This window comes from Streptomyces sp. NPDC046712 (assembly GCF_040645695.1).
Taxonomy (GTDB): Bacteria; Actinomycetota; Actinomycetes; order Streptomycetales; family Streptomycetaceae; genus Streptomyces.
This window is the reverse complement of sequence record NZ_JBEYYW010000006.1, coordinates 23,501-49,487: the sequence shown is the minus strand read 5'-3', so window position 1 is coordinate 49,487 and position 25,987 is coordinate 23,501. Positions and strand designations below refer to the sequence as shown.

Below are 25,987 nucleotides of genomic sequence, written 5' to 3'. Positions count from 1 at the left end.
AACGGACTGTCTGTGACGCCTGGTATGACTGGGAGGGTCTGAACGGGGAGGGGACGACAGTGGCTAGTCCGATCGACGCCAACGAACCGATCGCGGGGCTCTACGAACAGCTCATCACGTTGCGTCTCGAGCACCAGCTCAAGGGGCTGACCGATCAGGGCTGGCATGCGATCGACGAAGCCATAGGGGCCGAGTCGGCGCCCCATGTCATCGCTCGGCATGTCGCGGAGACAACGCGGCGCATCCTGGAGCGTCTGCCGTCGGCTGAGCGCGTTCACGCGGCCAACCACATCCTTGAATCGATGAGCAGCATCGAAGGCGCTCGCGAGTGGGTCGACCTCGTTTCCGAGGGCCCTCGCCAGCTACTCGCCATCGCCGAGCAGGAGGCCAAGGGGGTCTACAAGATCAGGCCTGCGACTCCACTCTCCGATACCGCGCTCATCACCAACTCCCCTGAAGACCCGAGCCTGGGCTTTGAGCTCCGTGCCGAGCTCGCCACGGCAGATCGAGTAGACCTCCTCTGCGCCTTCGTGAAGTGGCACGGCCTTCGCGTCATCGAGCAGTCACTCGAAGCCGCCCATGCACGAGGCGTTCCGATCAGGGTCATCACCACGACCTATATCGGTGCTACTGAGCGCAGAGCCCTGGACCGTCTCGTCCAGAGGTTCAACGCACAGGTGAAGGTCAACTACGAGCTGCGCTCCACTCGACTCCACGCCAAAGCGTGGCTCTTCCGACGCAACAGCGGCTACGACACGGCATACGTCGGCAGTTCCAACCTGTCCAAGGCAGCCCTCCTCGATGGTCTGGAGTGGAACGTCCGCCTCTCATCCATTGCCACCCCGGACGTCCTCCGTAAGTTTGAAGCCACGTTCGACTCCTACTGGAGCGATTCGGCCTTCGAGCTGTACGACCCGGACCACGACTCGGTGCGCCTCGACGAGGCGCTCCAGCAGGCCGGACGCGGTACCAGCAACGTTGCTGGACGCCACATCACCCTCTCGGGACTCGAGGTGCGTCCCTACCCCCACCAGCGCGACATGTTGGAACGCCTCGAAGTCGAGCGTGAGGTCCGCGACCGCCACCGCAATCTGCTGGTCGCGGCCACCGGCACGGGTAAGACCGTCATGGCCGCGCTCGACTACAAGCATCTGCGGAAGAAGCTCGGGAGCGACCTTCGGCTGCTCTTTGTCGCCCACCGGCAAGAGATACTTCGCCAGTCACTGCGGACGTACCAAGACGTTTTGGTGGATGCCAACTTCGGCGAGGAGATGCACAGCAGCATCGTTCCGGAGGAGTGGAGGCACGTCTTCGCAAGCGTTCAGTCGCTCAACGCTCGCGCTCTGGAACGGTTCGCCCCTGACCACTTCGACGTCATCGTCATCGACGAGTTCCACCACGGTGTCTCCCCCACCTACCGGAAGATCATCGACCACTTCACGCCCCGCGAGCTCCTCGGACTCACTGCCACCCCGGAGCGGATGGACGGCCGCAACGTCCAGGACGAGTTCTTCGACGGACGCATCGCGGCGGAGATGCGGCTGTGGGAGGCGTTGGAGAACGACCTGCTGAGCCCCTTCCACTACTTCGGTGTCACCGACAACACCGACATGAGTGCCATCACCTGGAAACGTGGGGCGTACGACGCCACAGCCCTGAGCAACCTGTTCACTGGCAACGATGCCCGCGCCCGACTCGTCGTGCAGGCGGTGATGGACAAGGTCACCGACCCGGGCTCCATGCGTGCACTCGGCTTCTGCGTCTCGGTCGCCCATGCCCGCTTCATGGCGGACTTCTTCTGCCGTGCCGGCCTCAAGGCGGTGGCGCTCTCGGGTGAATCGCCGCAGGACGAGCGCAAGGGCGCCCTCGCCGCGCTGAGCTCGGGGGAGATTCAAGTCATCTTCTCCGTCGACCTCTTCAATGAGGGCTTGGATATCCCTGACGTCGACACGCTCCTCCTGCTGCGCCCCACGTCGAGTGCCACGGTCTTCTTGCAGCAGTTGGGGCGCGGGCTTCGACGCAGCGAAGGCAAGGCGGTCCTCACCGTTCTGGACTTCATCGGCCAGCACCGCAAGGAGTTCCGCTTCGAGGAACAGTTCCGCGCCCTGACCAACCTGACGCGGAACCGCCTGCTCGCGAACATCGAGCACGACTTCCCCCAGCTTCCGTCTGGCTGTCAGATCATCCTTGAGTCCAAGGCCAAGGACCTGATCATCGACAACATCCGCAGCCAGATCAGCGTCAACGTCACGCAGCTCGCCCGCGAGGTTGGTCAGTACGGCGAGTCCCGACTCTCTGACTATCTCAGGGAGAGCGGACGCGAGCTCAAAGAGATCTACCGCGGCAACGGCAACTCCTGGACTGGCCTCCTTCGCCGTTCGGGCTTGCTCCCCAGCGCCGGCCCCGACGGTGAGGAGACGCTCCTCAAGCGTGTTTCCGCGTTCCTTCATGTCGACGATCCCCTGCGGGTCGAGACCTACACGAAGCTCCTTGCGGACAACGCCCCTCCCTACAGCGAGCTCAACGGGATCGAGCGCGCCTACGCCCGCATGCTCTACTTCTCGCTGTGGCCCCTGGGTGGTGGCTTCTCCCAGTACCAAGAGGCGCTGGACTCGCTACGCCCGCAGCATGCCTTCCGTGACGAACTCCGCCAGGTCCTGGCCTACTCCCTTGCCCGGACCGATCACATCCCGGTGCCGCTTCTCGGCCCCCTGGCCGACCTCCCCCTGACGGTCCACGCCTCCTACAGCCGGGAAGAAATCCTCCCTGCCCTGGGCCAGTCGTTCATCGGCGGCTTCATGCCGGGTCACTTCCGTGAGGGCGTAAAGTGGTGCGAGGACGTCCAGACAGATGCGCTGCTGATCACGTTGGAGAAGGACGAGAAGGACTTCTCTCCGCAGACCCGCTACCGGGATTACGCGCTGAACGACAGCCTCTTCCATTGGGAGTCCCAGAACCAAACGTCGGAGTCGTCCCCCACGGGCATCCGATACCAGACCCACAGAGAGAACGGCTCCCACGTCCTCCTCTTCGTCCGCCGCTACAAGAAGACGGACATAGGCGGCCCCCAGCCGTGGATGCTCCTGGGCCCGGCTGACTACGTCGAGCACAAGGGCAGCAAGCCCATGGGCATCACGTGGAACCTCAGGCACGAGCTTCCCGCCGACGTCCTGACCTACTCGGCAATCGCCGCAGGCTGAGACGGAGGCGGGCCGCCACGCCACGGTAGGACAGAAGACCGGGACAGTGGCGGCGTCCGCTCTCACTCGGCGGAGTTGGTGACGCCGTCCACGACTTGAGTGATCTCCTTGACCACACTGGTGCCGGCCTCGAGCGCAGTTTGCACCTGGGTGGCACCTGCCGTGAACACGACCGATGCTGTCACGAGACCCAGGAACGCCCTCTTCCATCTGCCACCGGCTTGGGCATCGACGCCCGTCAGCATCGTCGATGCTTGGGTAAGGGAGCCCAGCACCTGATTGGTTTCGCGCGAGACCCTCGCCACCCCGAAGAGCTCAGCGTGCTCGATGAGCCAGAGAAGGTGGGTGATCTGGGCACCGATCTCGTTCTTGAGAGCGGCAGGCAGCTCAGAGTCTGACGTATCAGCAAGAATCTCGAGCCAAGAGCGACAACTCTCGGCGAGCTCCTCCAAGTTAGTCCCACTCGGTGCGGCGCCCGTGCCGCTCATCGCGGTCTCCAGCAGGTCTGCTGCTGAGGCCAAGTGGTCGAGTGTCTCTTGCCCCACCAACACGCTCGCCGGGCGCCCCCTATCGGACCAGCTCAGATCCGGCTGCATCACAGCGGTCCACCACTGGGGGAAGTAGCGCGAATATCTGGTCCTCTGCGCCTCGGGCAGCGCATGAATCTGCTGAATCGTCTCCGAGAGCAGAGCAGCGACTTCGGCATGCCGTCGAGCAAACTCGCCGGAACCCCACTCCGCCTCAAGCACTGCGACCCATCCATCGCGAAAGTTCCGAGCGCCGGAACCACATACCCGCGACAGAATCTCGTACAAGCCATGCGGGCTCGTAACGGCAGGCGTATTCCCCATCCCCCCACCTTGCAACTTGAGCGTCAGTAACTAACGAATTTATCAGACCGCACATGCAAGCTCCGGCAGACGCACCGCGCCCCGGGGACAACCCCCCTCGCACATACCGGACAGATCGACAATTAAACCACCATTCCGCCTGAATCGATCGATTGACAAGCTCAGAATCCGGCACATTCGCGCGAAGGCGCCCATCGAGCGCTATTCTCTTCCGAAACTCGGGGAGGAAAGCTCATGGCCATCATCAAGCACGCCGCCCGCCAGACGCTCGGGCAGCTCATAGGCGCGAATAATCCGCCGGTTGAAGTGCCGGACGACAGTCAGCGTCAATACGCTTGGGGAAAGCGTGAGGTCGACACATACTGGGATGACATTCAGAAGTTCATGCGAGCGCGCCGGACAGGAACCAAGGCGTCCTCGGAGTACTTTATCGGCCCGATCGTCACCATTACAGATGACAAAATAACCAGCCGCTCTCTCCTGGATGGGCAGCAGCGTCTGACCACCTCAACCATTCTCATCGCAGCCATCAGGGACACTCTAGGGACAATGGCCTCAACAGAGGCTCGAGTGATGGCAAATAACATCCAACGCGACTACATAGCCCGCAAGGACGGGCGTCACTCGCAGCCTCAGTACTTCCTCACCCTATCCCTCTTCGACCGAGATTTCTTCAAGGACTTCATTCAAGACTGGAATGAAGCCACGGGGAAGGTTGCGCAAACAGAGCTGCCTTCTCGCCCCTCACACAAGCTCGTCCAGGACGCCTATTCTCTATTCGAAGGTCACATAGCGTCAGCCCTCGCCCCACTCATTTCGGATGACGAACGGATTGACTGGCTCGAGGAACTGAGGGATTGCCTCGTCAAAGGTCTCGTGTTCGTCGAGGTGCAAACACCTACTTCCAGTGATGCCAACGAGGTGTTTGAGACAATCAACTCTCGCGGAAAGGACCTGTCTACCGTCGACCTCGTCCGCAACTTCCTCATGGAAAAGAGCAGAGGTGACGATGAGAAGGCGCGCGTTAATAGCGCGTGGCGCTCACTTCTCGACGGCTTTGAGCGACGGGAAGATATTGAGAAGTTTTTGCGCCATTTCTGGGTAGCTGGACATGGCGACGTAAGGTCGCACAGCCTGTACACCACCATTAGACGAGAACTTACTGAGCGCTTCGACAAGGAGCTTCCCCGGTACGAGGTCAGGACCTTTGCCGCAGAACTTCAGAACGCGTCCGGAAGGTATATCGAGCTGATCACCTCTGGAACTGGACTCGAAGCACTCGATAGCCTGCTGGACGAGTTCAAATCACTGGGGGCTGATGCCGCATACCCGCTACTTCTTGCTGTATCGAGGAAGTACGACTACAGCGAGCTCGTACGAATCACCCAGGCGCTCATCAGCTACTACGTTCGATGGACGGTGGTTGGGCGCCGCGAGTCGACCCTGCTCGAAGAGAAGCTTTTCGACCTCGCCAAGCAGGTGAGTTCTGGCCTTTCCCTGTCGGACGCGCTCCAACAGATCATCAACTGGACGCCCGACGACGCAGCGTTCCAGGCCGACTTCGAGCAGGCCCCCATCCCGAGGAGCACGCAGGCGCGCTACCTACTCACTGCGATCGAGCGCCACTTGCGACAGCGCGATGGGGTAGACGATGTCGTTGTCGCGGGTGCGAGTACCGTGCACGTCGAGCACATCTACCCCCAGGCTCCAGAGGCCGACTATCGCCTTGGAGACCACGGGGCATGGGTCAACCGACTCGGAAACCAGACCTTGCTCCACGGGAGAAAGAACCGCATAGCCTCCAACAAGGCCTACCCAGAGAAGGTCGAAGCGTACGCATCGTCGTCTTTCCTCATCACGCAAGGGACTGGCATTAATCGGCTCTGGGATGCCGATCAGGATGCCTGGCGCACCCAAGGCATCGAAGAGCGCCAGATTGACCTCGCAAAGATCGCAATTGAGGTGTGGCCGATTGGCGCGCGAGACTCAGGCGATGTCGTGGCCTAGCAACGCGGGGCCGCTGACCCCGAGTCATATCAGGGCTGATGTCCGGGAGTTGTCCTGGTGATCACTGATGGTGGGGAGGGGTGGGGCGGCGGCAGGGTTGAGGGTATGACAGAGCGAGCAGCACTCACCCGGGTCTCCTTCTTCGCCGCGCCCCTCCTCCTCATTGCCTATGGGTCCGTACGGCTCTTCGTGCCCGGGTCCAAGGCGCCCGGCTTCGGGTGGACCTTGGGGCACTTCGCGTTTCTCTTCGGGGTGATGTTCTTCGGGGTGGCGTGTGTGGGGTTGTGGCGGATGGCCGTTGCCGGCGGTGGGGCTGTGCGGCGGCGCATTGGGGCCGTCGGCTTGGTCGCCGGGCTGATAGGGGTGGGGGCCGCGTTCGCGCAGGCCGTGATCGACCTCGTCGTCGGGTTCCACGCGGTCGACAAGGCCGAGATGAAGGAGTTGTTCGCCCAGGTGCAGGAGTATCCGGGCGTGATGCCGGTGGTGTACACCGTCGGGCCCGTCTTCCTCTACATAGGCCTGATCGCCCTCCTCGCCACGCTCACCGGGCGGCACGCCGTCCGGGCGCTCGTCCTGGTCCTGCTCGGAACGGTCGCGATGGCGGCCAGCCTGGATCTGATGCCGATCGGCGGGCTCTGCTACCTGCTGGCCCTCGCTCCGCTGGGCGGGCGTAGCGTGGCCATCGGCAGCAGCACAGTGTGAAGAATGAAGGGATACCGAGCCATGGCGAAGATTCCGGCATCGGTTGTGGCGGCGAGTGGGCTCGTCGGTGGTTACGCCATCGCCCGGTGGACCAAGAAGCGGCCCCTCGGGGGCGTCGTGCTCGCCGGGGCCGGGGCGCTCGCCGCGCGGGAGTGGCAGCAGGTGGCGGGCGGGAAGACTGCCGCCGGGCTCACGGCGGCCTACGTCGCCGCTTTCGCCGGGTCGCATCCGCTCGCGAAGAAGGTCGGGGCCTGGCCCGCCGTGTTCGGGGTCGCCGGGGCCATGGCCGGCACCTCGTGGGCCGTTACCCGTAGCAAGGGCTGAAGTCCCGCGTCACGCGCTGAACGGCCCCGCCGTTCCGTACGTACTACCAAGTGCCCTCCCCATGAGCGCTGGGCGGGCAGGTTCCCCTACCCCCTTGCCCGCCCAGCGCACCCCTACGAGGCACAGAAGCCCTGTCCCGGCCCCTAGGCCCAATCACCCGGCCCAGCACCCGACCAGCGCACCCGCCCAGCCCCCGCCTTTCAAGCGCAGCGCCCGTCCCTACCCGCCCACCGCGTGGCTCACCGTGTAGATCAGTAGGCCCGCCAGGGCGCCCACCACCGTGCCGTTGATGCGGATGAACTGAAGGTCCCGGCCGATGTTCGCCTCGATCTTCTTCGAGGTCTGGTCGGCGTCCCAGCCCGCCACCGTGTCGCTGATCAGGGACGTGATCTCGTCCCTGTACGTCGTGACCACGTACGCCGCCGCGTCCTCGACCCAGCCCTCGACCTTCGCCTGCAGGCGGCTGTCCGTCACCAGCCGGCCGCCCAGGGAGATCAGCGAGGCCCGCGCCCGCAGGCGCAGCTGGCTCTGCTCGTCCTCCGCCGCCGCGATGATCAGGCCCCGCACCGACGCCCACGCCGAGGCGATGATGTCCTGGATCTCCGGGCGGGCCAGCAGGTCCGCCTTCAGGCGTTCCACCCGCGCCCGGGTGTCCGTGTCCGCCTGGAGGTCGGCCGCGAAGTCCGTCAGGAAGCGGTCGATCGCGCCGCGCGCCGGGTGCGACGGCATGTCCCGCATCTCCGTGACGAAGCGCAGCAGTTCCTTGTAGACGCGCTCGCCGACCCTCCGGTCCACGAAGCGCGGGGTCCAGCCCGGCGCCCCGCCCTGGACCGCGTCCATCACCGAGTCCGCGTGGAACACCAGCCAGTCGTGCGCCCGGGCGCACACCAGGTCCACGGCCCGGTGGTGCGCCCCGTCGGAGACGATCTTCTCGAGGGTCTTCCCTATCCCCGGCGCGATCTCCGCCGCCTCCGCCCGCCGGGTGATCGCCTCGCCGACCACCGCCTGGACGTCCGAGTCCCGGAGGACCGTCAGGGCGCCGCGCAGGGCCGTCGCGAGCTCATGAGTGGTCCGGTCCGCATGCCCCGGCTCGGCCAGCCAGGCCCCGAGCCGGCCCGCGATGCCCAGCGCGTGCAGCCGCCCCCGTACGACATCGGCCGACAGGAAGTTCTCGCCGACGAAGGAACCCAGGGTGGCGCCCAGCTGGTCCTTCTTCGTCGGGATGATCGCGGTGTGCGGGATCGGCAGGCCCAGCGGGCGACGGAACAGCGCCGTCACCGCGAACCAGTCCGCCAGCGCGCCCACCATGCCGGCCTCCGCCGCGGCCGCCACATAGCCGGTCCAGGCGCCCCACCCCGCGTTCTCCGCCCATGTCGCCAGGGCGTAGATGATCGCCACGAAGACCAGCAGGCCCGTGGCCAGCATCTTCATACGGCGGACCCCGCGGTGCCTCTCCGCGTCCGCCGCCGTGTACGAGAACGCCACCAGGGGGCGCTTCGTATCAGTCGTCGTGTCGCTCATCACCTGACCTCCCTATCTCAGGGACTCTCCGCGCGCACCCCGAGTTCCCGTTCCCCGTACATCTTCGCGATCACGGCCTCGATGTCCGGCTCCCGCACCGACAGGTCCACCAGCGGATATGTTGCCGCCACCGCCGCCACGAGCGGCGCCGCCGACGCCGACGCCGGGAACGCCAGCACCTGCCGCGGGCCCTCCGCCCGTACGAAGCGGGCCCCCGCCACCTCGATCGGCGGCAGCTCCCGTTCCAGGTCCACCACCAGAAGGCGCTCGCTCTCCCCCACCTCGTGCAGGCCCGCCAGCTCGCCGTCGTACATCAGCCGGCCGTGGTCGATCACCATCACCCGCCTGCACAGCTGCTCGATGTCCGTCAGGTCATGGGTCGTCAGCAGCACCGTCGTGCCCCGCGAGGCGTTGAGCTCGCGCAGGAACTCCCGTACCCGCGCCTTCGAGACGATATCGAGGCCGATCGTCGGTTCGTCCAGGTACAGCACGTCCGGGTCGTGCAGGAGCGCCGCCGCGATGTCGCCGCGCATGCGCTGGCCCAGGGACAGCTGCCGGACCGGGACGTCGAGCAGCTCCCCCAGCTCAAGGAGCTCCACGCAGCGCGCCAGATTGGCGGCGAAGCGCTCGTCCGGGATCCGGTACATCCGGTGCATCAGCCGGTACGAGTCCTTCAGCGGCAGGTCCCACCACAGCGTCGTCCGCTGCCCGAACACCACCCCGATCCGGTGCGCGAGCCGTGTCCGCTCCCGCGACGGATCGATGCCCGCGACCCGCAGCCGGCCCCCGCTCGGGGTGAGGATGCCGGTCAGCATCTTGATCGTGGTCGACTTGCCCGCGCCGTTCGGGCCGATGTAGCCGACCATCTCGCCGCGCTCCACGCCGAAGCTGATCCCGTCGACCGCCCGGACCTCACGCTTCTCCCGGCGCACGAGCCCCGCCCTCCGGCGCACCGTGAAGACCTTCTCGACGTCGTCCAGCTCAATGAAGGCCATGCCTCAGCTCCCTGTACTCCGGTACGAACGAAGTCCCGCCCGCCAGGCGAGACCGGCCAGCCCGCAGCACACCGCCGCGACCAGCGGCGACCCGAACGCCGTCCAGGCCGGCACCCCCGACGGCGCCTCGCGCCCCAGGACGTACAGCCCCGGCAGCCAGTTCACGAACGCCAGCGGCACGACGTACACGACCCCGCGCACCAGGTCCTGCGCGAAGATCGCCGGCGGGTACTGCAGCAGCGTGTTCCCGCCGTACGTGAACGAGCTGGTCACCTCCGCCGCGTCCTGCGCCCAGAACAGGGCCGACGCGCCCACGACCATCACCGCAGAGAAGATCAGCGCGCCGCACACCACCATCACCGGCAGCAGCAGCACCTTCAGCACCGTCCACTCCACGGGCAGGATCAGCAGCGCCCAGACCAGCACGAAGACCCCCTGGGCCACCCGGCCCAGCCGCCGCAGCGCGAACTTGTCCGCCGCCACCTGCGCCAGAACCGGCGCCGGCCGCATCAGAAACATGTCGAGCGAGCCGTCCCGCACCCGCTTGCCCATCCGCTGCAGCGAGCCCATCGTCAGGTCCGCCAGTCCGAAGGACGTGCTGGTCGTCCCGTACAGGAACGCGACCTCGGCGAACGAGAAACCGCCGAGGCCCTGCACCTGACCGAACATCAGCAGGATCACGACGAAGTCGAAGAAGGTGACGGTGAAGGAGGTGACCAGTGTCAGAGCGAAGGACGTGCGGTACGTCATCGTCGAACGGATCCACATCCCCGCGACCATCCGGTACGTCCGCCAGGACTCCCCGAGCGCGGACTCACCCACCCTGCACCACCACCTTCCGCGTCGCCAGCGACTGCGCCAGCCGCCCCGCCACCAGCAGCACCGCGGCCCAGCCGAGCTGGAACGCGTACGCCCCGAGCAGCCCCCACCCCTCGTACTTCTCCAGATACACATCCGCCGGGATCTGCAGCATCGACGCCCACGGCAGCATCCGCGCCACCTCACCCAGCACGCCCGGGAACACGGTCAGCGGCAGCAGCATCCCGGAGAAGAACAGCCCGCCCAGCCATGCCACCTGCACCACCCCCTGACCGTCCATCAGCCAGAACGCGCTCATCGCGACCAGGTACCAGATCGCGAAGCTCACCGTCGAACCCAGCGCGACCGCCAGCAGGAACGCCGCCCAGGTCGACGCCCGCTCCGGCAGCCGGAAGTCGAACGCGAGCGCGCCGACCGCCATCGGGACCACTCCGCGCCCCAGCAACTGATACGCGCTCCGCCCCGCGTTGGCCGAGAACCACCAGCCCTGCAGATCGGCCGGCCGGTACAGATCGACGGCGATGTCACCCGTTCTGATCCGTTCGATGAGCTCATCCTCGAACCCGCCGCCCATCAGCCCGCAGACGGTGATCAGCCCCTGCCCGATCCACACATAGGCGAGCGCGTCGGCCATGTCGTAGCCGCCGAGCTGCGGGCGCTCGTCCCACAGGGCGATATAGGTGTACGACAGGATGAAGCCGAAGACGGTGTTGGTGAACACCCCCGCCGCCGTGGCCATCCGGTACGTCGCATGGCGCCGGAACCCACCCGCGGCCACCGTCGCGTACAGCCGCAGCATGCCGGTCCCCTCCTGTCCGTCCTGACGGCACCAAAGCGCACGACCCTAGCCCCCCGCATTCCGCCACCGCGAGTAGATTTCGAGTCGCATTCCTCAGGTTCTGTCCCGTTGCGTGCAGTATGGGGGAGCCATCCCCTTCATCCGGTACGGGAGCTCCACCATGAGCGACGACCAGCCACACCGCCCCGGCTGGGCGCCCAGGGACCCCACCGTCCCCGCCACACCCCCCAAGCGCCCACGGCGCTCCCGCCCCCGACGCATCCTGCGGGCGCTCCTCGGCACCTTCCTCTTCACCGCCCTGCTGCTCGCCGGCGGCCTCGTCGCCGGCTACCTGCTCGTCGACATCCCACCCGCCAACTCCGCCGCGATCGCCCAGTCCAACGTGTACCTCTACAAGGACGGCACCCAGATCGCCCGCGACGGCGAGATCAACCGCGAGAACGTACGGCTCTCACAGGTCCCCGCGACCGTCCAGCACGCCGTACTCGCCGCGGAGGACCGCGACTTCTACTCCGAACGGGCTGTCGTCGACCCCAAGGCCATGGTCCGCGGCGCCTGGAACACCCTCACCGGCAAGGGCAGACAGTCCGGCTCCACCATCACCCAGCAGTACGTCAAGAACTACTACCTGGCCCAGGAGCAGACCGTCACCCGCAAGGTGAAGGAGTTCTTCATCGCCATCAAGCTCAACCGCGAGAAGAGCAAGGACGAGATCTTCGAGGGTTATCTGAACACCAGCTACTTCGGCCGCAACGCCTACGGCATCCAGGCCGCCGCCCGCGCCTACTTCGGCAAGGACGCCGGACAACTCGACACCGCCCAGGGCGCCTACCTCGCCTCGCTGCTCAAGGCCCCCAGCGCCTACGACGTCGCCACCCACCCCGAGAGCATGACCAAGGCCCTCGCCCGCTGGAACTACGTCCTGGACGGCATGGTCAAGGAGAAGTGGCTCACCCCCGCCGAGCGGACCGCGACCGCCTTCCCCACCCCGCAGACCGCCCGCCCCGCCCATGGCCTCTCCGGGCAGCGCGGCTACCTCGTCCAGGCCGTCGAGGAGTACCTGACCAGCAACGGCGTCGTCGACGAGAACACCCTCGCCGGCGGCGGCTTCCGCATCACCACCACCCTGGAGAAGGAGAAGCAGGACGCCTTCGTCACGGCCGTCGAGGACCGGGTGATGTCGAAGCTCGACGCCGCCCAGAACCCCACCGACCGCTACGTACGGGTCGGGGGCGCCGCGATCGACCCCGCGACCGGCCGCGTCCTCGCCCTGTACGGCGGCATCGACTACACCAGGCAGTACGTCAACAACGCCACCCGCCGCGACTACCAGGTCGGATCCACCTTCAAACCCTTCGTCCTCACGGCGGCGTTCGAGCACGGCTCGTTCACCCAGGAGGGCGAACAGATCACCCCGAACACGTACTACGACGGCACCAACCAGCGCCCCGTGCAGGGCTGGCGCGGCGACTACTACGCCCCGGGCAACGAGGACGACGAGTCGTTCGGCGACATCACCGTCCGCACGGCCACCGACAACTCGGTCAACACGGTGTACGCGCAGATGGCGGTGGACGTCGGGCCCGCGAAGGTCAAGCAGACCGCCGTCGCCCTCGGCCTGCCCGCGAACACCCCCGACCTCAGCGCCTCCCCCTCCATCGCCCTGGGAACCGCCACCGCGAGCGTCCTCGACATGGCGGAGGCGTACGCCACCCTCGCCAACCACGGCCGGCACGGCGCGTACACCCTCGTCGACAAGGTCACCAAGGACGGCCAGGAGCTGTCTCTGCCGGCCACCGAGAGCCGGCAGGCGGTGAGCCGGGAGGCCGCCGACACGACGACATCGGTCCTGCGGAGCGTCGTGGAGTTCGGTACGGGTAAGGCGGCGCTGTCCGCGGGCCGGCCGGCGGCGGGCAAGACCGGCACGGCGGAGGACGACAAGGCCGCCTGGTTCGCGGGGTACACCCCGGATCTCGCGACGGTGGTCACGATGATGGGCCAGGACCCGGTGACGGGCCGACAGAAGTCGCTGTACGGGGCGCTGGGCCTGCCCCGGATCAACGGGGGCGGGCCGCCCGCGGAGATCTGGGGGCAGTTCACACGGGAGGCGCTGGCCGGGACGGAAGCACGGGAGTTCGAGCTGCAGGTCGGCGAGGGCGCGGTGGAGTCGTGGGGCCCGGTGGAGCCGACGCAGCCGGACATGCCGTACGAGGAGGAATGGGAGGACTGGGGAGACTGGGAGGAGTCGGCCGAGGGGATGGAGGGGCCGCCGCGGACGAACGGTCGCCCACAGCCACCGCACGCACCCCAGGCACCCCAGGCACCCCAGTCACCACAGCTGCCTCAGCGGCCCGTTCGGCCCGAGCCGCAACAACCGCAGCAGCCGCAGCCGCTCAAGCCGCAACCGGAGCCCACCGCCACCCAAGGAGGAACGGACGGCGACGGTACGGGCGGGGCAGAGGGCAGCACGCCCTCCACCACCGCCCCGGCACCCGCTCCCCCACCGTCGGCGCTGTCGCCGGCAGCCGCCTCGCCGAGCTAGGGCTGTCCGTGGATCAGCGTCGACCCGGCCCTGATCCGGCCTGATCGACGAGACACCCCCTAGTGACCCGAGGTCGCCTTCAGACCCACCACCGCGACCAGGAGCAGACAGACGAAGAAGATCCGCGCGGCGGTCGCCGGCTCACCGAGCACCACCATGCCGAGCACCGCCGCACCGGCCGCGCCGATGCCGACCCAGACGCCGTACGCCGTACCGATCGGCAGCGTCTTGGCGGCATGCGACAGCAGCATCATGGAGGCGACGATCCCGGCGCCCGTGAAGACACTGGGCCAGAGGCGGGTGAACCCGTCGGTGTACTTCATGCCGATCGACCAGCCGACCTCGAGCAGACCGGCGACGATGAGAAGAATCCAGGCCATGACGACAGCACCTCCGCGAGACGGAACAACAGGGGTGCGTCGTCTTTGCAGGTCGTGCGTGAAGCCCGGTACGGCGCGTCTCGTCGGGTGGCTCCAGGGTAGCAAAATCCATACAAAAGACCTGGTGACACCGGTCACCAGGTCTTCGCGTCAGGCAGGTCCGGAGGGCAGCAGGTCCAGAGGGCAGGTCTAGAGGTACGGGCCTAGAGGTACAGGCCGGTGGTGTCCTTGGAGCCCTCGAACCGGTCCGCGGCCACCGCGTGCAGATCGCGCTCCCGCATCAGGACGTACGCGACGCCCCGCACCTCGACCTCGGCGCGGTCCTCGGGGTCGTACAGAACCCGGTCACCGGTCTCGACCGTACGGACGTTCTGGCCGACCGCGACGACCTCGGCCCAGGCCAGCCGGCGTCCGACGGCGGCGGTCGCCGGAATCAGGATGCCGCCGCCCGAGCGCCGCTCCCCCTCGGGGGAGTCGGTGCGGACCAGCACACGGTCGTGGAGCATCCGGATGGGCAGCTTGTCGTGGGTGTTCTCGCTCACGACTCGAACCTACCTGCCCGGCCGCGCCCGCCGTACTCGGGAGCGGTCATCCCTTGCGCTTGCGCGTCGAGACCGCGAGCAGCCCGACGACGGCCGCGGCGGCGACCAGCGCCGCCGGGACGACCCGCTCCAGGCGGGGTGTGCCGTCTTCATGGGTGAAGCGTGCCTTCACATCGGACACGGTCCGATTGACGGCGACGAACGCTCGCCCGACGGTGTGGTCGACCGTGGAGGCGACCTTCGCCTTCGCGTCGCCGACGATCGTCTTCGGGTGCACCCGAATGCCGATCTCGTCGAGAGTGACGGCGAGCTGCTCGCGCCGGCGGACGATGTCCGCCTCGATCTGCGCAGGGGTCCTGGCCTCCGACACCGCGCTGCCTCCGTAGTCGTAATCGGTCGTTGACGGACAGTCTCTCAGTTTCGAGGCCCGAGGTCTGTCTCAGGCCCCCATTAGGCTCGAGTGTGTACGCGTACATACTCCGAGGAGAGCCATGAGCGAGCGACTTCAGCCCGGCGACACCGCCCCCGCCTTCACCCTGCCCGACGCGGACGGCAACGAGATCTCGCTCGCGGACCACAAGGGCCGCAAGGTCATCGTCTACTTCTACCCCGCCGCGCTCACCCCGGGCTGCACGAAGCAGGCCTGCGACTTCACGGACAACCTGGAGCTGCTGGCGGGCGCCGGCTACGACGTCATCGGCGTGTCGCCGGACAAGCCGGAGAAGCTGGCGAAGTTCCGTGAGAAGGAGGACCTGAAGGTCACGCTGGTCGGCGACCCGTCCAAGGAGGTCCTCGAGGCGTACGGCGCCTTCGGCGAGAAGAAGCTGTACGGCAAGACGGTCACGGGCGTGATCCGCTCGACGGTGATCGTCGACGAGTCCGGCAAGGTCGAGCGCGCCCTGTACAACGTGAAGGCGACGGGCCACGTCGCCAAGATCATCAAGGACCTGGGGATCTGATTCGGGTGCCCGGCCAGTAACATGACCGGGCACCAGGCGGCCGTGGTGGAATTGGCAGTCACGCTGGGTTTAGGTCCCAGTGGGGTAACACCCGTGGGGGTTCGAGTCCCCCCGGCCGCACTCAGCCCAGCAGCTCCCGCACCACCGGAACGAGCGCCCTGAACGCCTTCCCCCGGTGGCTGATCGCGTTCTTCTCCTCCGGGGAGAGCTGCGCGCACGTCACCTCGTAGCCCTCCGGCTGGAGGATCGGGTCGTAGCCGAAGCCGTTCGTGCCCACCGGGGCGTGGCGGAGGGTGCCCGGCATCCGGCCCTCGACCACGCGTTCCGTGCCGTCGGGGAGGGCGAGGGCCGCCGCGCAGGCGAAGTGGGCGGAGCGGTGGGCGTCGTCGATGTCGGCGAGCTGGGCCAGGAGCAGGTCCAGGTTCGCGCGGTCGTTGCCGTGGGTGCCGGACCAGCGGGCCGAGAAGATGCCGGGGGCGCCGTTCAGGACGTCGACGCAGAGGCCGGAGTCGTCGGCGACGGCCGGCAGGCCGGTGGCCTGGGCCAGGGCGTGGGCCTTGAGGAGGGCGTTCTCGGCGAAGGTGACGCCGGTTTCCTTGACGTCGGGGATCTCCGGGTACGCGTCCGCGCCGACGAGGTCGTGGGTGAGGCCCGCGTCGGCGAGGATAGCGTGGAGTTCGGTGATCTTTCCCGCGTTGCGGGTGGCGAGGATCAGGCGGGTCATGTCCCCAGTATCTACGGGGCTACGGGGTGCAGACCTTGCCGATCTCGGTGGCCGCGTCGGTGATCGGCTTGATGTCCGGGGTGGTGTCGCCGTTGTTGACGGCGGTCTTGACGGACTCGACGCCCTTGGTGAGGTCGTCGACGGCCTTGGACAGGTCCGCGTTGTCGGTCGTGTCCTTGAGCTTGTCGAGTTCGGTGGAGATGTCGTTCAGGGCCTCGTTGAGCTGCGTCGGGTCGTTGGAGGCGCTGGAGACGGCCTGCTGGAGCTTGTCGACGCTGGTGGCTATCGCGTCGGCGGTCGCGACGCAGTCCATTGCCTTGTCGAGGGCTCCGCAGCCGACGAGGGTGGTGGTGAGTACGGCTGCCGAGGCCACGGCGAGTGCGAGACGGCGCTTCAAGACTGGTCCTCCCCAGGGGATATGGATGTACGGGCGTACGGCTCAGGCCGTACGCCCGTGTTCAAGGAGACGCGGTGGCGCCCTACAGAGTTCCTTCGAGCGCCTTGCGCTGGATGTCGGCGAGGTCGGCGCAGCCGCCGGAGGCGAGGTCGAGGAGCGCGTTGAGCTCCTTGCGGTCGAAGGGCTCGGCCTCGGCGGTGCCCTGGACCTCGACGAAGCGGCCGTCGCCGGTGCAGACGACGTTCATGTCGGTCTCGGCGCGGACGTCCTCCTCGTAGCAGAGGTCGAGGAGGGGGGTGCCGTCGACGATGCCGACGGAGACGGCGGCGACGGTGCCGGTGAGCGGCTTGCGGCCGGCCTTGACGAGCTTCTTGCCCTGGGCCCAGGAGACGGCGTCGGCGAGGGCGACGTAGGCGCCGGTGATCGCGGCGGTGCGGGTGCCGCCGTCGGCCTGGAGGACGTCGCAGTCGAGGACGATGGTGTTCTCGCCGAGCGCCTTGTAGTCGATGACGGCGCGCAGGGAGCGGCCGATGAGGCGGGAGATCTCGTGGGTGCGGCCGCCGATCTTGCCGCGGACGGATTCGCGGTCGCCGCGGGTGTTGGTGGCGCGGGGCAGCATCGAGTACTCGCCGGTGACCCAGCCCTCGCCGCTGCCCTTGCGCCAGCGCGGGACGCCTTCGGTGACGGAGGCGGTGCAGAAGACCTTGGTGTCGCCGAAGGAGATGAGGACGGAGCCCTCGGCGTGCTTGCTCCATCCGCGTTCGATGGTGACGGGGCGGAGCTGTTCGGGGGTACGGCCGTCGATACGAGACATGCCTCGAGCGTAGCCGTACGGAAGGAGGGCCCGTTCCCCTGCCGGAACGGGCCCTCTCTCAGGTGCGGGAGTGGCTCACATCATGTCTTCGATGTCGGCGGCGATGGGGTCGGCGTCGGTGCCGATGACGACCTGGATCGCGGTGCCCATCTTCACGACGCCGTGGGCGCCGGCGGCCTTGAGGGCGGCTTCGTCGACCTTCGCGGGGTCGACGACCTCGGTGCGCAGACGGGTGATGCAGCCCTCGACCTCTTCGATGTTGTCGATGCCGCCGAGCCCGGCGACGATCTTCTCAGCCTTGCTGGCCATGTGTTTCTCCCTGTCCGTTCCGTTCAAGAAACGTGAGTCACGGCGCACCGATGGTCCGCTTTGTCACGGTAACCCACGGTTGGCCCAACTTCGCGAGCGATTGCCCTCGTTCTGCCCAATGATGACGATCACCGGCACCCTGCCCGCGGGGGGCCTCGGGGAGCCTATCGCAACTGGTCTACACCAGTGTGCAACGTGAGTCGGGCCCGGCTTGTTCCGGGTCAGGGAGGACGCCGATGAGCACGGAGAGTACGGACAGCGCCGCCGCCGCACCCAGGAAGTCGATGTGGGGCGGCCTCTTCCAGGGGCTGCAGAAGATGGGCCGCAGCCTCCAGCTGCCCATCGCCGTACTCCCGGCGGCCGGCATCATCAACCGCCTCGGACAGCCGGACGTCTTCGGACAGGACGGACTGGGCTGGGACAACGTCGCGAAGGTGATGGCGGGCGCCGGAGGCGCCCTGCTCGACGGCAACCTCGGCCTCCCTCTGCTGTTCTGCATCGGTGTCGCCATCGGCATGGCGAAGAAGGCGGACGGCTCGACGGCGCTTGCCGCCACCGTGGGCTTCCTCGTCTACTACAACGTGCTGCGCCAGTTCCCGGAGGACTGCCCGCCCGGAACGGCGGACATCGACGGCGGCTGCCTCGCGCCCGAGCAAGCGTTCAGCGGGTACACGTACCAGAACCCGGGCGTCTTCGGCGGCATCATCATCGGTCTGCTCACGGCCTGGTTCTGGCAGCGCTACCACCGGAAGAAGCTCGTCGACTGGCTGGGCTTCTTCAACGGCCGCCGCCTCGTGCCGATCATCATGACGTTCGTGGCGATCGCCTTCGCGTCCCTGTGTCTGTGGGTCTGGCCGCCGATCGGCGACGCGCTGGAGAACTTCAGCGACTGGCTGGTGGGCCTGGGCGCCTGGGGCTCGGGCATCTTCGGCGTCGCGAACCGGGCTCTGCTGGTCATCGGCCTGCACCAGTTCCTGAACGTGCCGATCTGGTTCCAGTTCGGCACGTACGAGAAGCCGGACGGGACGACGGTCCACGGCGACATCCCCATGTTCCTCGCGGGCGACCCGAACGCCGGCCAGTTCCTGACGGGCTTCTTCCCGATCATGATGTTCGCACTCCCGGCGGCCGCCCTGGCGATCACCCACTGCGCCAAGCCGCACCGGCGCAAGGAGGTGGGCGGCCTGATGCTCTCGGTCGCCCTGACGTCCTTCGTCACCGGCATCACCGAGCCGATCGAGTACTCGTTCCTCTTCATCGCCCCGGTGCTCTACGCGATCCACGCCCTGCTCACGGGCGTGTCGATGGCCGTGACCTGGGCGCTGGGGGTGAAGGACGGTTTCAGCTTCTCGGCGGGGCTGATCGACTACGTCATCAACTGGAACCTCGCGACGAAGCCGTGGCTGATCATTCCGATCGGCCTGGCCTTCGCCCTCGTCTACTACGTGATCTTCCGGTTCGCGATCACCAAGTTCGATCTCCCGACGCCGGGGCGGGAGCCGGACGAGCTGGGCGAGGAGATGGATCGGGACGTCACCAAGGCGTAGCCGATCCGGGGCTTTCGACCCCGCGCACGGAGCCCCTCAGGGCCCTCGGACCTCCTGGTCCGAGGGCCTTTCGTCGTTCACTCCCCGCTATGGCTCGGCCACACAGAATTCGCAGGTTCCTTATCTAAGTCTCACGTGCTAAAACAGGTCTACACCACTCATTGGTGTAGACCACGCGGTCCAGACCACCGCGTTCCCCGAGACGCCGCCGTCCCCCGTAACACCAGTCCCCTGGCGGCGCCTTGCCCTCCCCCAGCCTTCCGGCCGGGGGTACCCCCAGGAGGAAGTTGTGTCTACGGCCAGTGCCGCGCCCGCGGCCGACAAGAAGAAGGGCCCCGGCCCGATGGCTGTCATGCAGCGCATCGGTCGCAGCCTCATGCTGCCGGTCGCGGTGCTGCCCGCCGCCGCGCTCCTGGTGCGGTTCGGCCAGCCCGACATGCTCGGCAAGGAGTCGTTCCCGGACTTCATCAACAAGCTCGCCGGCTACATGGCGGCCGGTGGCGGGGCCATCCTCGACAACATGGCCCTGCTGTTCGCCGTGGGTATCGCGATCGGCTTCGCCAAGAAGTCGGACGGCTCCACCGCGCTCGCGGCGGTGACCGGCTACCTGGTCTTCCAGAAGGTGCTCGCCACCTTCACCGACGAGAACCTGCCGCAGGTCGCCTCCGTCGTCGACGGCAAGATCGTCATGAGCGACGCCCCGGTCAACGCCGGCGTCCTCGGCGGTGTCGTGATGGGCATCGTCGTCGCCCTGCTGTACCAGAAGTTCTACCGGACCAAGCTGCCCGACTGGGCGGGCTTCTTCGGTGGTCGCCGCCTGGTCCCGATCCTCTCCGCCTTCGCGGGTCTGATCGTCGGCATCGTCTTCGGTGTGATCTGGCCGGTCCTGGGCACCGGTCTGCACAACCTCAGTGAGTGGCTCGTCGGCTCCGGCGCCGTCGGCGCGGGCATCTTCGGTGTCGCCAACCGTGCGCTGATCCCGATCGGCATGCACCACCTGCTGAACTCGTTCCCGTGGTTCCAGGCGGGTGAGTTCGAGGGCAAGCACGGTGACATCGCCCGCTTCCTCGCCGGCGACCCGTCCGCCGGACAGTTCATGACCGGCTTCTTCCCGATCATGATGTTCGCCCTCCCGGCGGCCTGCCTCGCGATCGTCCACTGCGCCCGCCCCGAGCGCCGCAAGGTCGTCGGCGGCATGATGTTCTCCCTCGCGCTCACCTCCTTCGTCACCGGTGTGACCGAGCCGATCGAGTTCACCTTCATGTTCATCGCCCCGGTGCTGTACGCGATCCACGCGGTCCTGACCGGCGTCTCGATGGCGCTGACCTGGGCGCTCGGGATGAAGGACGGCTTCGGCTTCTCCGCCGGTGCGGTGGACTTCGCGCTGAACCTCGGTATCGCGAGCAACCCGTGGGGTCTGGCCCTGGTCGGCCTCTGCTTCGCGGCGGTCTACTACGTGATCTTCCGCTTCGCGATCACCAAGTTCAACCTGCCGACGCCGGGCCGCGAGTCCGACGAGGAGCTCGCCGAGCTGCAGAAGGCCGAGGCGAAGTAAGCCGGTACGCCGCGCACGCCGAAGCCCCCGCTCTTCCTCGGAAGGGCGGGGGCTTCGGTCGTTCCGTACTCAGATCTCGTAGACCGCGCCCGCGTATGCCAGCTCCGACGGCCCGTCGTACACCGCCCGCGCGTCCGCCAGGTTCTGCTCGCCGTCCGTCCACGGCGGGATGTGGGTCAGCACCAGCCGGCCCACCGACGAGCGAGCCGCCTCCGCGCCCGCCTCCCGGCCGTTGAGGTGGAGGGCCGGGATGTCCTCCTTGCCATGGGTGAAGGACGCCTCGCACAGGAACAGATCCGTGCCGTCCGCCAGTTCGTGCAGCGCGTCGCAGACGCCCGTGTCACCCGAGTACGTGAGCGAACGGCCGCCGTGCTCGATCCTGATGCCGTACGCCTCGACCGGGTGGCACACCTTCTCCGTACGGACGGAGAACGGGCCGACCTCGAAGGAGCCGGACTTCAGCGTCTGGAAGTCGAAGACCTCGCTCATCGACTTGTCCGAGGGGGTGTCCGCGTACGCCGTGGTCAGGCGCTGTTCGGCGCCCTCCGGGGCGAAGACGGGGATGGCGTCGCAGCGGCCGCCCTCGTGGCGGTAGTAGCGCGCGACGAAGTACCCGCACATGTCGATGCAGTGGTCGGCGTGGAGGTGGCTCAGGAAGATGGCGTCGAGGTCGTACAGACCGATGTGGCGCTGCAGCTCGCCCAGGGCGCCGTTGCCCATGTCGAGGAGCAGCCGGAAGCCGTCGGCCTCTACGAGGTAGCTCGAGCAGGCCGAATCCGCAGACGGGAACGACCCGGAGCAACCGACGACGGTGAGCTTCATGGAGCGTGAACCTCCGGGGGCGGAGAGCGGCGGGGGAGGTCTTGCGATGCGTCGAGCGTAAGGCGCGGCAGGGCTCGTCGCTCCTCCGCGGCGTCCCGTTGTGGGCGAACTCACGGGCTCTGTCACCGGTTCGGATGGACCTGGGGCGGGAGAGCGCGGGGTACGGGTCGCCGGTAACGTCTTGGGGTATGGACACGTCCTGGTGGCCGGCGCTCGTCGCGGTCGTGGTGATCGCGCTGGTCGTGGCGCTGGCGGACGGCTTGAAGCGCTCGGGCCGGCGGCCCGGTGGCCGGACGCGCCCGCCCGCGCGGCCCCCGGCCCGGCCGCGCGCGCCGGGGAAGGCACCCGCTCGGCTCCCCCGGGCGGGCGAGATCTGGTGGGCGAACGTGCCCTACGAGGACGGGCCACTGTCGAAAGGTGCCGCGCGCAGCGCGTCGGGTGGGGCGGCGGCGGGAGACGGGCGGGCCAAGGACCGTCCGTGCCTGGTGCTCTCGCTGCAGGGGGACTGCGTGCGCGTCGCCAAGATCACCAGCAAGTACCACGACGAGCGGCCGGGGGTGATCGCGCTCCCGCCGGGGTCGGTGGGGGACGCGCAGGGACGGCCGAGTTTCCTGGAGACGGACGAGCTGCGGGAGGTCCCGCTGTGGGAGTTCCGCCGCAGAGTGGGAACGGCGGACCCGGTCGTGTGGGACCAGGTCCGCCATCTTTCGTGACCCGGGTGCGGCTACGGGGCCGCGGTGCGGGCCGCGGCCGGCGCTACGCCCAGAGCTGGCCCTGGACCGTGGCGATCGCCTCTTCCGTGGTCGCCGCCGTGTAGAGGCCGGTCGACAGGTACTTCCAGCCGCCGTCCGCGACGACGAAGACGATGTCCGCGCTCTCGCCCGCCTTGACAGCCTTGTTGCCGACGCCGATCGCCGCGTGCAGCGCCGCGCCCGTCGAGACGCCGGCGAAGATGCCCTCCTGCTGGAGCAGTTCCCGGGTACGCGTCACGGCGTCGGCCGAGCCGACCGAGAAGCGGGTGGTGAGGACGGAGGCGTCGTACAGCTCGGGCACGAAGCCCTCGTCCAGGTTCCGCAGGCCGTAGACCAGGTCGTCGTAGCGCGGTTCGGCGGCGACGATCTTGACGTCCGGCTTGTGCTCGCGCAGGAAGCGGCCGACGCCCATCAGGGTGCCGGTGGTGCCCAGACCCGCCACGAAGTGCGTGATCGAGGGCAGGTCGGCGAGGATCTCGGGGCCGGTGCCCGCGTAGTGGGCGCCCGCGTTGTCCGGGTTGCCGTACTGGTAGAGCATCACCCACGAGGGGTTCTCGGCCGCGAGCTCCTTGGCGACCCGTACCGCCGTGTTCGACCCGCCCGCCGCGGGGGACGAGATGATCTCGGCGCCCCACATGGCGAGCAGCTGGCGCCGCTCCTCGCTGGTGTTCTCCGGCATGACGCAGACGATGCGGTAGCCCTTGAGCTTGGCCGCCATCGCGAGCGAGATGCCGGTGTTTCCGCTGGTCGGTTCGAGGATGGTGCAGCCGGGGGTGAGCCGGCCGTCCTTCTCGGCCTGCTCGATCATGTGGAGCGCGGGGCGGTCCTTGACCGAGCCGGTGGGGTTGCGGTCCTCCAGCTTGGCCCAGATACGGACGTCGTCCGAGGGCGAGAGCCGGGGCAGCCGGACGAGCGGCGTGTTGCCGACCGCCGCCAGCGGGGAGTCGTAACGCATGTGGATCAGACCATGCCGCCGGCCACGGCCGGCAGGATCGTGACGTTGTCGCCGTCGGTCAGCTTGGTGTTGATGCCGTCGAGGAAGCGGACGTCCTCGTCGTTGAGGTAGACGTTGACGAAGCGGCGCAGCTCGCCGCCCTTGGCCTCGTCCACGATCCGGGCCTGGATGCCCGCGTGACGGGTCTCGAGGTCGGTGAAGAGCTCGGCGAGCGTCGCACCGCTGCCCTCGACGGCCTTGGCGCCGTCGGTGTAGGTGCGGAGGATGGTCGGGATGCGGACCTCGATGGCCATGGCATGGGCTCCTGTCGGAAGTGGCGTGAAAGGCGCGCGGCTCTGAATGCCCCCGCGCGGGGGGTCGTGCTCCTGGGTGCGCTGGTGCGCCCCCGCTCACATCGCGCTGGCGAGGCGGCACAGGTCGACGTGCAACCGCGCCACGAGCAGCACGCTGCCCGGCGTCACTTCGCTCACGTCGTGGGAAACCATGCGGTCATCGTATCGATTCCCGGTCCGGGTTCCGGAATGTGATCTCACATGACGGACAGATCGCGCTCGACAGGCGGACCAGGGAGGTAGAGGACGGTCGGAGTACCGGTCCTCGGATGCGGGACGACCTCGGCTTCCACCCCGTAGACGGTCGCCAGCAGCTCCCGGGTGAGGACCTCGGCGGGCGGGCCCTCGGCGACCACCCGGCCTTGGGCCAGGACGTAGAGGCGGTCGCAGTAGAGGGCCGCGAGGTTGAGGTCGTGCAGGGCGAGGAGGTTGGTGGTGCCCAAGTCGCGGACGAGGCCCAGGACTTCCAGCTGGTAGCGGATGTCCAGGTGGTTGGTGGGCTCGTCCAGGACGAGGAGGGCCGGCTCCTGGACGAGAGCGCGGGCGACGAGGGCGCGGCGGCGCTCGCCGCCGGAGAGGGTGGGAAACGGGCGTTCGGCGAGTTCCGCGATGCCGACGCGGGCGAGCGCCGCCTCGGCACGTGCCCGGTCCTCCCCCGTGTCGCCCTCCCAGAAGCGCTTGTGCGGGGAGCGGCCGAGGGCGACCAGTTCGTGGACGGTCAGCTCGCACTCGGCCTCGCCGTCCTGCGGGACGGTGGCGATCCGCCGGGCACGCGCCTTGGGTCCCAGGGTGTGCGCGTCGACGCCGTCGAGGAGGGCGCGGCCGGAGGTGGGGGTGAGGGTGCCGTAGACGCAGCGCAGGAGGGTGGTCTTGCCACTGCCGTTGGGGCCGACGAGTCCGACGGTCTCGCCGGGGCGGGCGGTGATGTCGACCCTGTGCAGCCGTGTCCCGTACGAGAGCGCCTCGGTACGCAGCTCGGTCCTGCCGGTGTCGGTCATACCGGGCTCCCTTCCGCGCGGCGGCGCATGAGCCAGAGGAAGAACGGGCCGCCGGTCAGGGCGGTGAGGACGCCGACGGGGATGTCCTGCGGCGCGGCGACGGTACGGGCGGCCAGGTCGGCGAGGATCAGGGCGAGCGCCCCGCCGAGCGCGGCGACCGGCAGCAGCCGGCGGTGCGGGGCGCCGACCAGCATCCGGGCGGCGTGCGGGACCATCAGGCCGACGAAGCCGACGGCTCCGCTGACCGAGACCATGACGGCGGTGACGAGGGAGGCCAGGACGAAGACGGCGGCGCGGAAGCGGGCCGTGTCCAGGCCGAGGACGGTCGCGCCCTCCTCGCCGACGAGGAGCAGGTCGAGCGGGCGGGCGAGGGTGAGCAGGGCGGCGACGCCGAGGGCGAGGACGGCGGCCGGCAGGGCGAGGGTGTCCCAGCGGGCGCTGCCGAGGCCGCCGAGGGACCAGAACATCGCCTCCTGGAGGTGTTCGGGCCGGCCGGCGAGGACGAGGAGGAGGGTGGTCAGCGCGGACAGGATGTACGAGACGGCCACGCCGGCGAGGACGAGCCTCGAGCCGGTCATCGTGGAGCCGCGGCGGGCCAGGGCGTAGACGAGGACCAGGGCGAGCAGGGCGCCGGCGAAGGCCCCGGCGGGCATGGCGAGGGTGGTCGTCACGCCCCCTCCGATGCCGAGGACGAGGACGGCGACCGCGCCCGTCGACGCGCCGGAGGAGATCCCGAGCAGGAAGGGGTCGGCGAGGCGGTTGCGGACGAGGGCCTGCAGGACGGTGCCGACGACGGCGAGCCCGGCGCCGACGACCGCGCCGAGCAGGACGCGGGGCAGCCGGACGTCGAGGACGATCGTGCGGGCCGGGGAGGGTTCGGCGCGACCGGTGAGGATCGCGGCGACCTCGCCCACGGGTATCCGTACCGACCCCAGGGCGACCCCGGCGACGACGGCGAGCGCAAGCCCGCCGACCAGCCCGACAACGACCAGCACGTACCGCGCGGGGCGGTGCCTCGCGGGGCCGGACCCGGTGGGGCCGGACCAGCCGAAGCGGCGGGCTGCGGGCGCCGGATCGGACGCGGTACCGGTCGGCGCCGGGCCGGACGGGGTGCCCGTCGGCGTTGGGCCGGACGCAGTGC

Annotated in this window: 27 protein-coding genes, 1 tRNA gene and 1 riboswitch; of the genes, 10 read left to right on the top strand and 18 right to left on the bottom strand. The window is 68.2% G+C overall.

Translation table 11 applies throughout. From position 1 onward, the window contains the following. Positions 1 to 59 precede the first annotated feature (59 nt). On the top strand, positions 60 to 3,200 hold the full coding sequence (locus ABZ939_RS10430; RefSeq protein ID WP_361851406.1) for a DUF3427 domain-containing protein: 3,141 nt from the start codon (positions 60 to 62) through the stop codon (positions 3,198 to 3,200). Between the two features lie 62 nt (positions 3,201 to 3,262). Here the strand turns inward: ABZ939_RS10430 and ABZ939_RS10425 are convergent, their stop codons facing one another. Further along, on the bottom strand, positions 3,263 to 3,949 hold the full coding sequence (locus ABZ939_RS10425; protein ID WP_361851403.1) for a hypothetical protein: 687 nt from the start codon (positions 3,947 to 3,949) through the stop codon (positions 3,263 to 3,265). 336 nt (positions 3,950 to 4,285) lie between these two features. Between ABZ939_RS10425 and ABZ939_RS10420 the strand changes: the two genes are divergently transcribed. The 3 genes from ABZ939_RS10420 (at position 4,286) to ABZ939_RS10410 (ending at position 7,084) form a co-directional block, all read left to right on the top strand. After that, positions 4,286 to 6,058 carry a DUF262 domain-containing protein gene (locus ABZ939_RS10420; RefSeq protein WP_361851400.1) on the top strand — a complete coding sequence of 591 codons (1,773 nt, stop codon included), beginning with the start codon at positions 4,286 to 4,288 and terminating at the stop codon, positions 6,056 to 6,058. Between the two features lie 105 nt (positions 6,059 to 6,163). After that, positions 6,164 to 6,760, top strand: coding sequence for a hypothetical protein (locus ABZ939_RS10415; RefSeq protein WP_361851397.1), 597 nt, complete (start codon positions 6,164 to 6,166; stop codon positions 6,758 to 6,760). Positions 6,761 to 6,781: 21 nt separating this feature from the next. Next, the gene (locus ABZ939_RS10410; protein ID WP_361851395.1) at positions 6,782 to 7,084 is read left to right on the top strand and encodes a hypothetical protein; all 303 of its coding nucleotides are present in this window, start codon (positions 6,782 to 6,784) and stop codon (positions 7,082 to 7,084) included. A 219-nt stretch (positions 7,085 to 7,303) separates the two neighbouring features. Here the strand turns inward: ABZ939_RS10410 and ABZ939_RS10405 are convergent, their stop codons facing one another. From ABZ939_RS10405 to ABZ939_RS10390, 4 genes are read right to left on the bottom strand one after another with little or no spacing between them, the layout of a single operon-like run. Continuing rightward, the gene (locus ABZ939_RS10405; RefSeq protein WP_361851393.1) at positions 7,304 to 8,605 is read right to left on the bottom strand and encodes a DUF445 domain-containing protein; all 1,302 of its coding nucleotides are present in this window, start codon (positions 8,603 to 8,605) and stop codon (positions 7,304 to 7,306) included. Positions 8,606 to 8,622: 17 nt separating this feature from the next. Next, positions 8,623 to 9,600 carry an ATP-binding cassette domain-containing protein gene (locus ABZ939_RS10400; RefSeq protein ID WP_361851391.1) on the bottom strand — a complete coding sequence of 326 codons (978 nt, stop codon included), beginning with the start codon at positions 9,598 to 9,600 and terminating at the stop codon, positions 8,623 to 8,625. Between the two features lie 3 nt (positions 9,601 to 9,603). Next, positions 9,604 to 10,380, bottom strand: a complete 777-nt coding sequence (locus ABZ939_RS10395) for an ABC transporter permease (RefSeq protein WP_361851904.1) — start codon at positions 10,378 to 10,380, stop codon at positions 9,604 to 9,606. Between the two features lie 34 nt (positions 10,381 to 10,414). Then, positions 10,415 to 11,215 carry an ABC-2 family transporter protein gene (locus tag ABZ939_RS10390; protein ID WP_361851902.1) on the bottom strand — a complete coding sequence of 267 codons (801 nt, stop codon included), beginning with the start codon at positions 11,213 to 11,215 and terminating at the stop codon, positions 10,415 to 10,417. 163 nt (positions 11,216 to 11,378) lie between these two features. On the opposite strand from ABZ939_RS10390, the gene ABZ939_RS10385 reads away from it, so the two are divergent. Continuing rightward, complete coding sequence (locus tag ABZ939_RS10385; RefSeq protein WP_361851389.1) at positions 11,379 to 13,760, top strand: transglycosylase domain-containing protein; 2,382 nt, start codon at positions 11,379 to 11,381, stop codon at positions 13,758 to 13,760. A 59-nt stretch (positions 13,761 to 13,819) separates the two neighbouring features. Here the strand turns inward: ABZ939_RS10385 and ABZ939_RS10380 are convergent, their stop codons facing one another. From ABZ939_RS10380 to ABZ939_RS10370, 3 genes are all read right to left on the bottom strand, one after another. Then, complete coding sequence (locus ABZ939_RS10380) at positions 13,820 to 14,140, bottom strand: multidrug efflux SMR transporter (protein WP_361851387.1); 321 nt, start codon at positions 14,138 to 14,140, stop codon at positions 13,820 to 13,822. Positions 14,141 to 14,173: 33 nt separating this feature from the next. Continuing rightward, a riboswitch (guanidine-III (ykkC-III) riboswitch) is annotated at positions 14,174 to 14,248 on the bottom strand. Positions 14,249 to 14,343: 95 nt separating this feature from the next. Next, complete coding sequence (locus ABZ939_RS10375) at positions 14,344 to 14,682, bottom strand: co-chaperone GroES (protein ID WP_189600978.1); 339 nt, start codon at positions 14,680 to 14,682, stop codon at positions 14,344 to 14,346. 46 nt (positions 14,683 to 14,728) lie between these two features. After that, on the bottom strand, positions 14,729 to 15,052 hold the full coding sequence (locus ABZ939_RS10370; protein ID WP_361851385.1) for a DUF3618 domain-containing protein: 324 nt from the start codon (positions 15,050 to 15,052) through the stop codon (positions 14,729 to 14,731). Between the two features lie 121 nt (positions 15,053 to 15,173). Between ABZ939_RS10370 and bcp the strand changes: the two genes are divergently transcribed. Further along, complete coding sequence (bcp, locus tag ABZ939_RS10365) at positions 15,174 to 15,641, top strand: thioredoxin-dependent thiol peroxidase (protein WP_361851383.1); 468 nt, start codon at positions 15,174 to 15,176, stop codon at positions 15,639 to 15,641. A 36-nt stretch (positions 15,642 to 15,677) separates the two neighbouring features. Next, positions 15,678 to 15,761 (top strand) — tRNA-Leu (locus tag ABZ939_RS10360). A 1-nt stretch (position 15,762) separates the two neighbouring features. Here the strand turns inward: ABZ939_RS10360 and rdgB are convergent. The 4 genes from rdgB to ABZ939_RS10340 form a co-directional block, all read right to left on the bottom strand. Next, on the bottom strand, positions 15,763 to 16,365 hold the full coding sequence (rdgB, locus tag ABZ939_RS10355) for an RdgB/HAM1 family non-canonical purine NTP pyrophosphatase (RefSeq protein ID WP_361851381.1): 603 nt from the start codon (positions 16,363 to 16,365) through the stop codon (positions 15,763 to 15,765). A 19-nt stretch (positions 16,366 to 16,384) separates the two neighbouring features. Next, a complete protein-coding gene (locus tag ABZ939_RS10350) occupies positions 16,385 to 16,762 on the bottom strand; it encodes a hypothetical protein (RefSeq protein ID WP_361851379.1) in 378 nt (125 codons plus the stop codon). A gap of 82 nt (positions 16,763 to 16,844) precedes the next feature. Continuing rightward, positions 16,845 to 17,576, bottom strand: a complete 732-nt coding sequence (rph, locus tag ABZ939_RS10345) for a ribonuclease PH (RefSeq protein ID WP_361851377.1) — start codon at positions 17,574 to 17,576, stop codon at positions 16,845 to 16,847. Positions 17,577 to 17,651: 75 nt separating this feature from the next. Next, the gene (locus ABZ939_RS10340) at positions 17,652 to 17,885 is read right to left on the bottom strand and encodes a PTS glucose/sucrose transporter subunit IIB (RefSeq protein WP_033308152.1); all 234 of its coding nucleotides are present in this window, start codon (positions 17,883 to 17,885) and stop codon (positions 17,652 to 17,654) included. Positions 17,886 to 18,121: 236 nt separating this feature from the next. On the opposite strand from ABZ939_RS10340, the gene ABZ939_RS10335 reads away from it, so the two are divergent. Both ABZ939_RS10335 and ABZ939_RS10330 read left to right on the top strand, forming a co-directional pair. Beyond that, positions 18,122 to 19,432, top strand: coding sequence for a PTS transporter subunit EIIC (locus ABZ939_RS10335; RefSeq protein ID WP_361851374.1), 1,311 nt, complete (start codon positions 18,122 to 18,124; stop codon positions 19,430 to 19,432). A gap of 289 nt (positions 19,433 to 19,721) precedes the next feature. Then, entirely contained in the window at positions 19,722 to 20,987 is a 1,266-nt protein-coding gene (locus ABZ939_RS10330; protein ID WP_361851372.1) for a PTS transporter subunit EIIC, read from the top strand. Positions 20,988 to 21,056: 69 nt separating this feature from the next. Here ABZ939_RS10330 and ABZ939_RS10325 read toward each other — a convergent pair whose 3' ends face one another. Then, a complete protein-coding gene (locus ABZ939_RS10325) occupies positions 21,057 to 21,809 on the bottom strand; it encodes an MBL fold metallo-hydrolase (RefSeq protein WP_361851370.1) in 753 nt (250 codons plus the stop codon). 188 nt (positions 21,810 to 21,997) lie between these two features. Here ABZ939_RS10325 and ABZ939_RS10320 point away from each other — a divergent pair, with 188 nt between their 5' ends. Then, positions 21,998 to 22,522, top strand: a complete 525-nt coding sequence (locus tag ABZ939_RS10320; protein WP_361851368.1) for a type II toxin-antitoxin system PemK/MazF family toxin — start codon at positions 21,998 to 22,000, stop codon at positions 22,520 to 22,522. A 43-nt stretch (positions 22,523 to 22,565) separates the two neighbouring features. Here the strand turns inward: ABZ939_RS10320 and ABZ939_RS10315 are convergent, their stop codons facing one another. The 5 genes from ABZ939_RS10315 to ABZ939_RS10295 all read right to left on the bottom strand — a co-directional run bounded on the left by ABZ939_RS10315 (position 22,566) and on the right by ABZ939_RS10295 (position 25,841). After that, positions 22,566 to 23,516, bottom strand: a complete 951-nt coding sequence (locus ABZ939_RS10315) for a cysteine synthase (protein WP_361851366.1) — start codon at positions 23,514 to 23,516, stop codon at positions 22,566 to 22,568. Between the two features lie 5 nt (positions 23,517 to 23,521). After that, entirely contained in the window at positions 23,522 to 23,809 is a 288-nt protein-coding gene (locus ABZ939_RS10310; protein ID WP_329120102.1) for a MoaD/ThiS family protein, read from the bottom strand. A gap of 96 nt (positions 23,810 to 23,905) precedes the next feature. Next, positions 23,906 to 24,001: a putative leader peptide gene (locus ABZ939_RS10305; RefSeq protein WP_329120100.1), complete on the bottom strand. Its 96-nt coding sequence runs from the start codon at positions 23,999 to 24,001 to the stop codon at positions 23,906 to 23,908. A 44-nt stretch (positions 24,002 to 24,045) separates the two neighbouring features. Further along, positions 24,046 to 24,846: an ABC transporter ATP-binding protein gene (locus ABZ939_RS10300; protein ID WP_361851364.1), complete on the bottom strand. Its 801-nt coding sequence runs from the start codon at positions 24,844 to 24,846 to the stop codon at positions 24,046 to 24,048. Further along, positions 24,843 to 25,841: an iron ABC transporter permease gene (locus tag ABZ939_RS10295; protein ID WP_361851899.1), complete on the bottom strand. Its 999-nt coding sequence runs from the start codon at positions 25,839 to 25,841 to the stop codon at positions 24,843 to 24,845. The genes ABZ939_RS10300 and ABZ939_RS10295 overlap by 4 nt, the downstream gene beginning before the upstream one ends. Positions 25,842 to 25,987 lie beyond the last annotated feature (146 nt).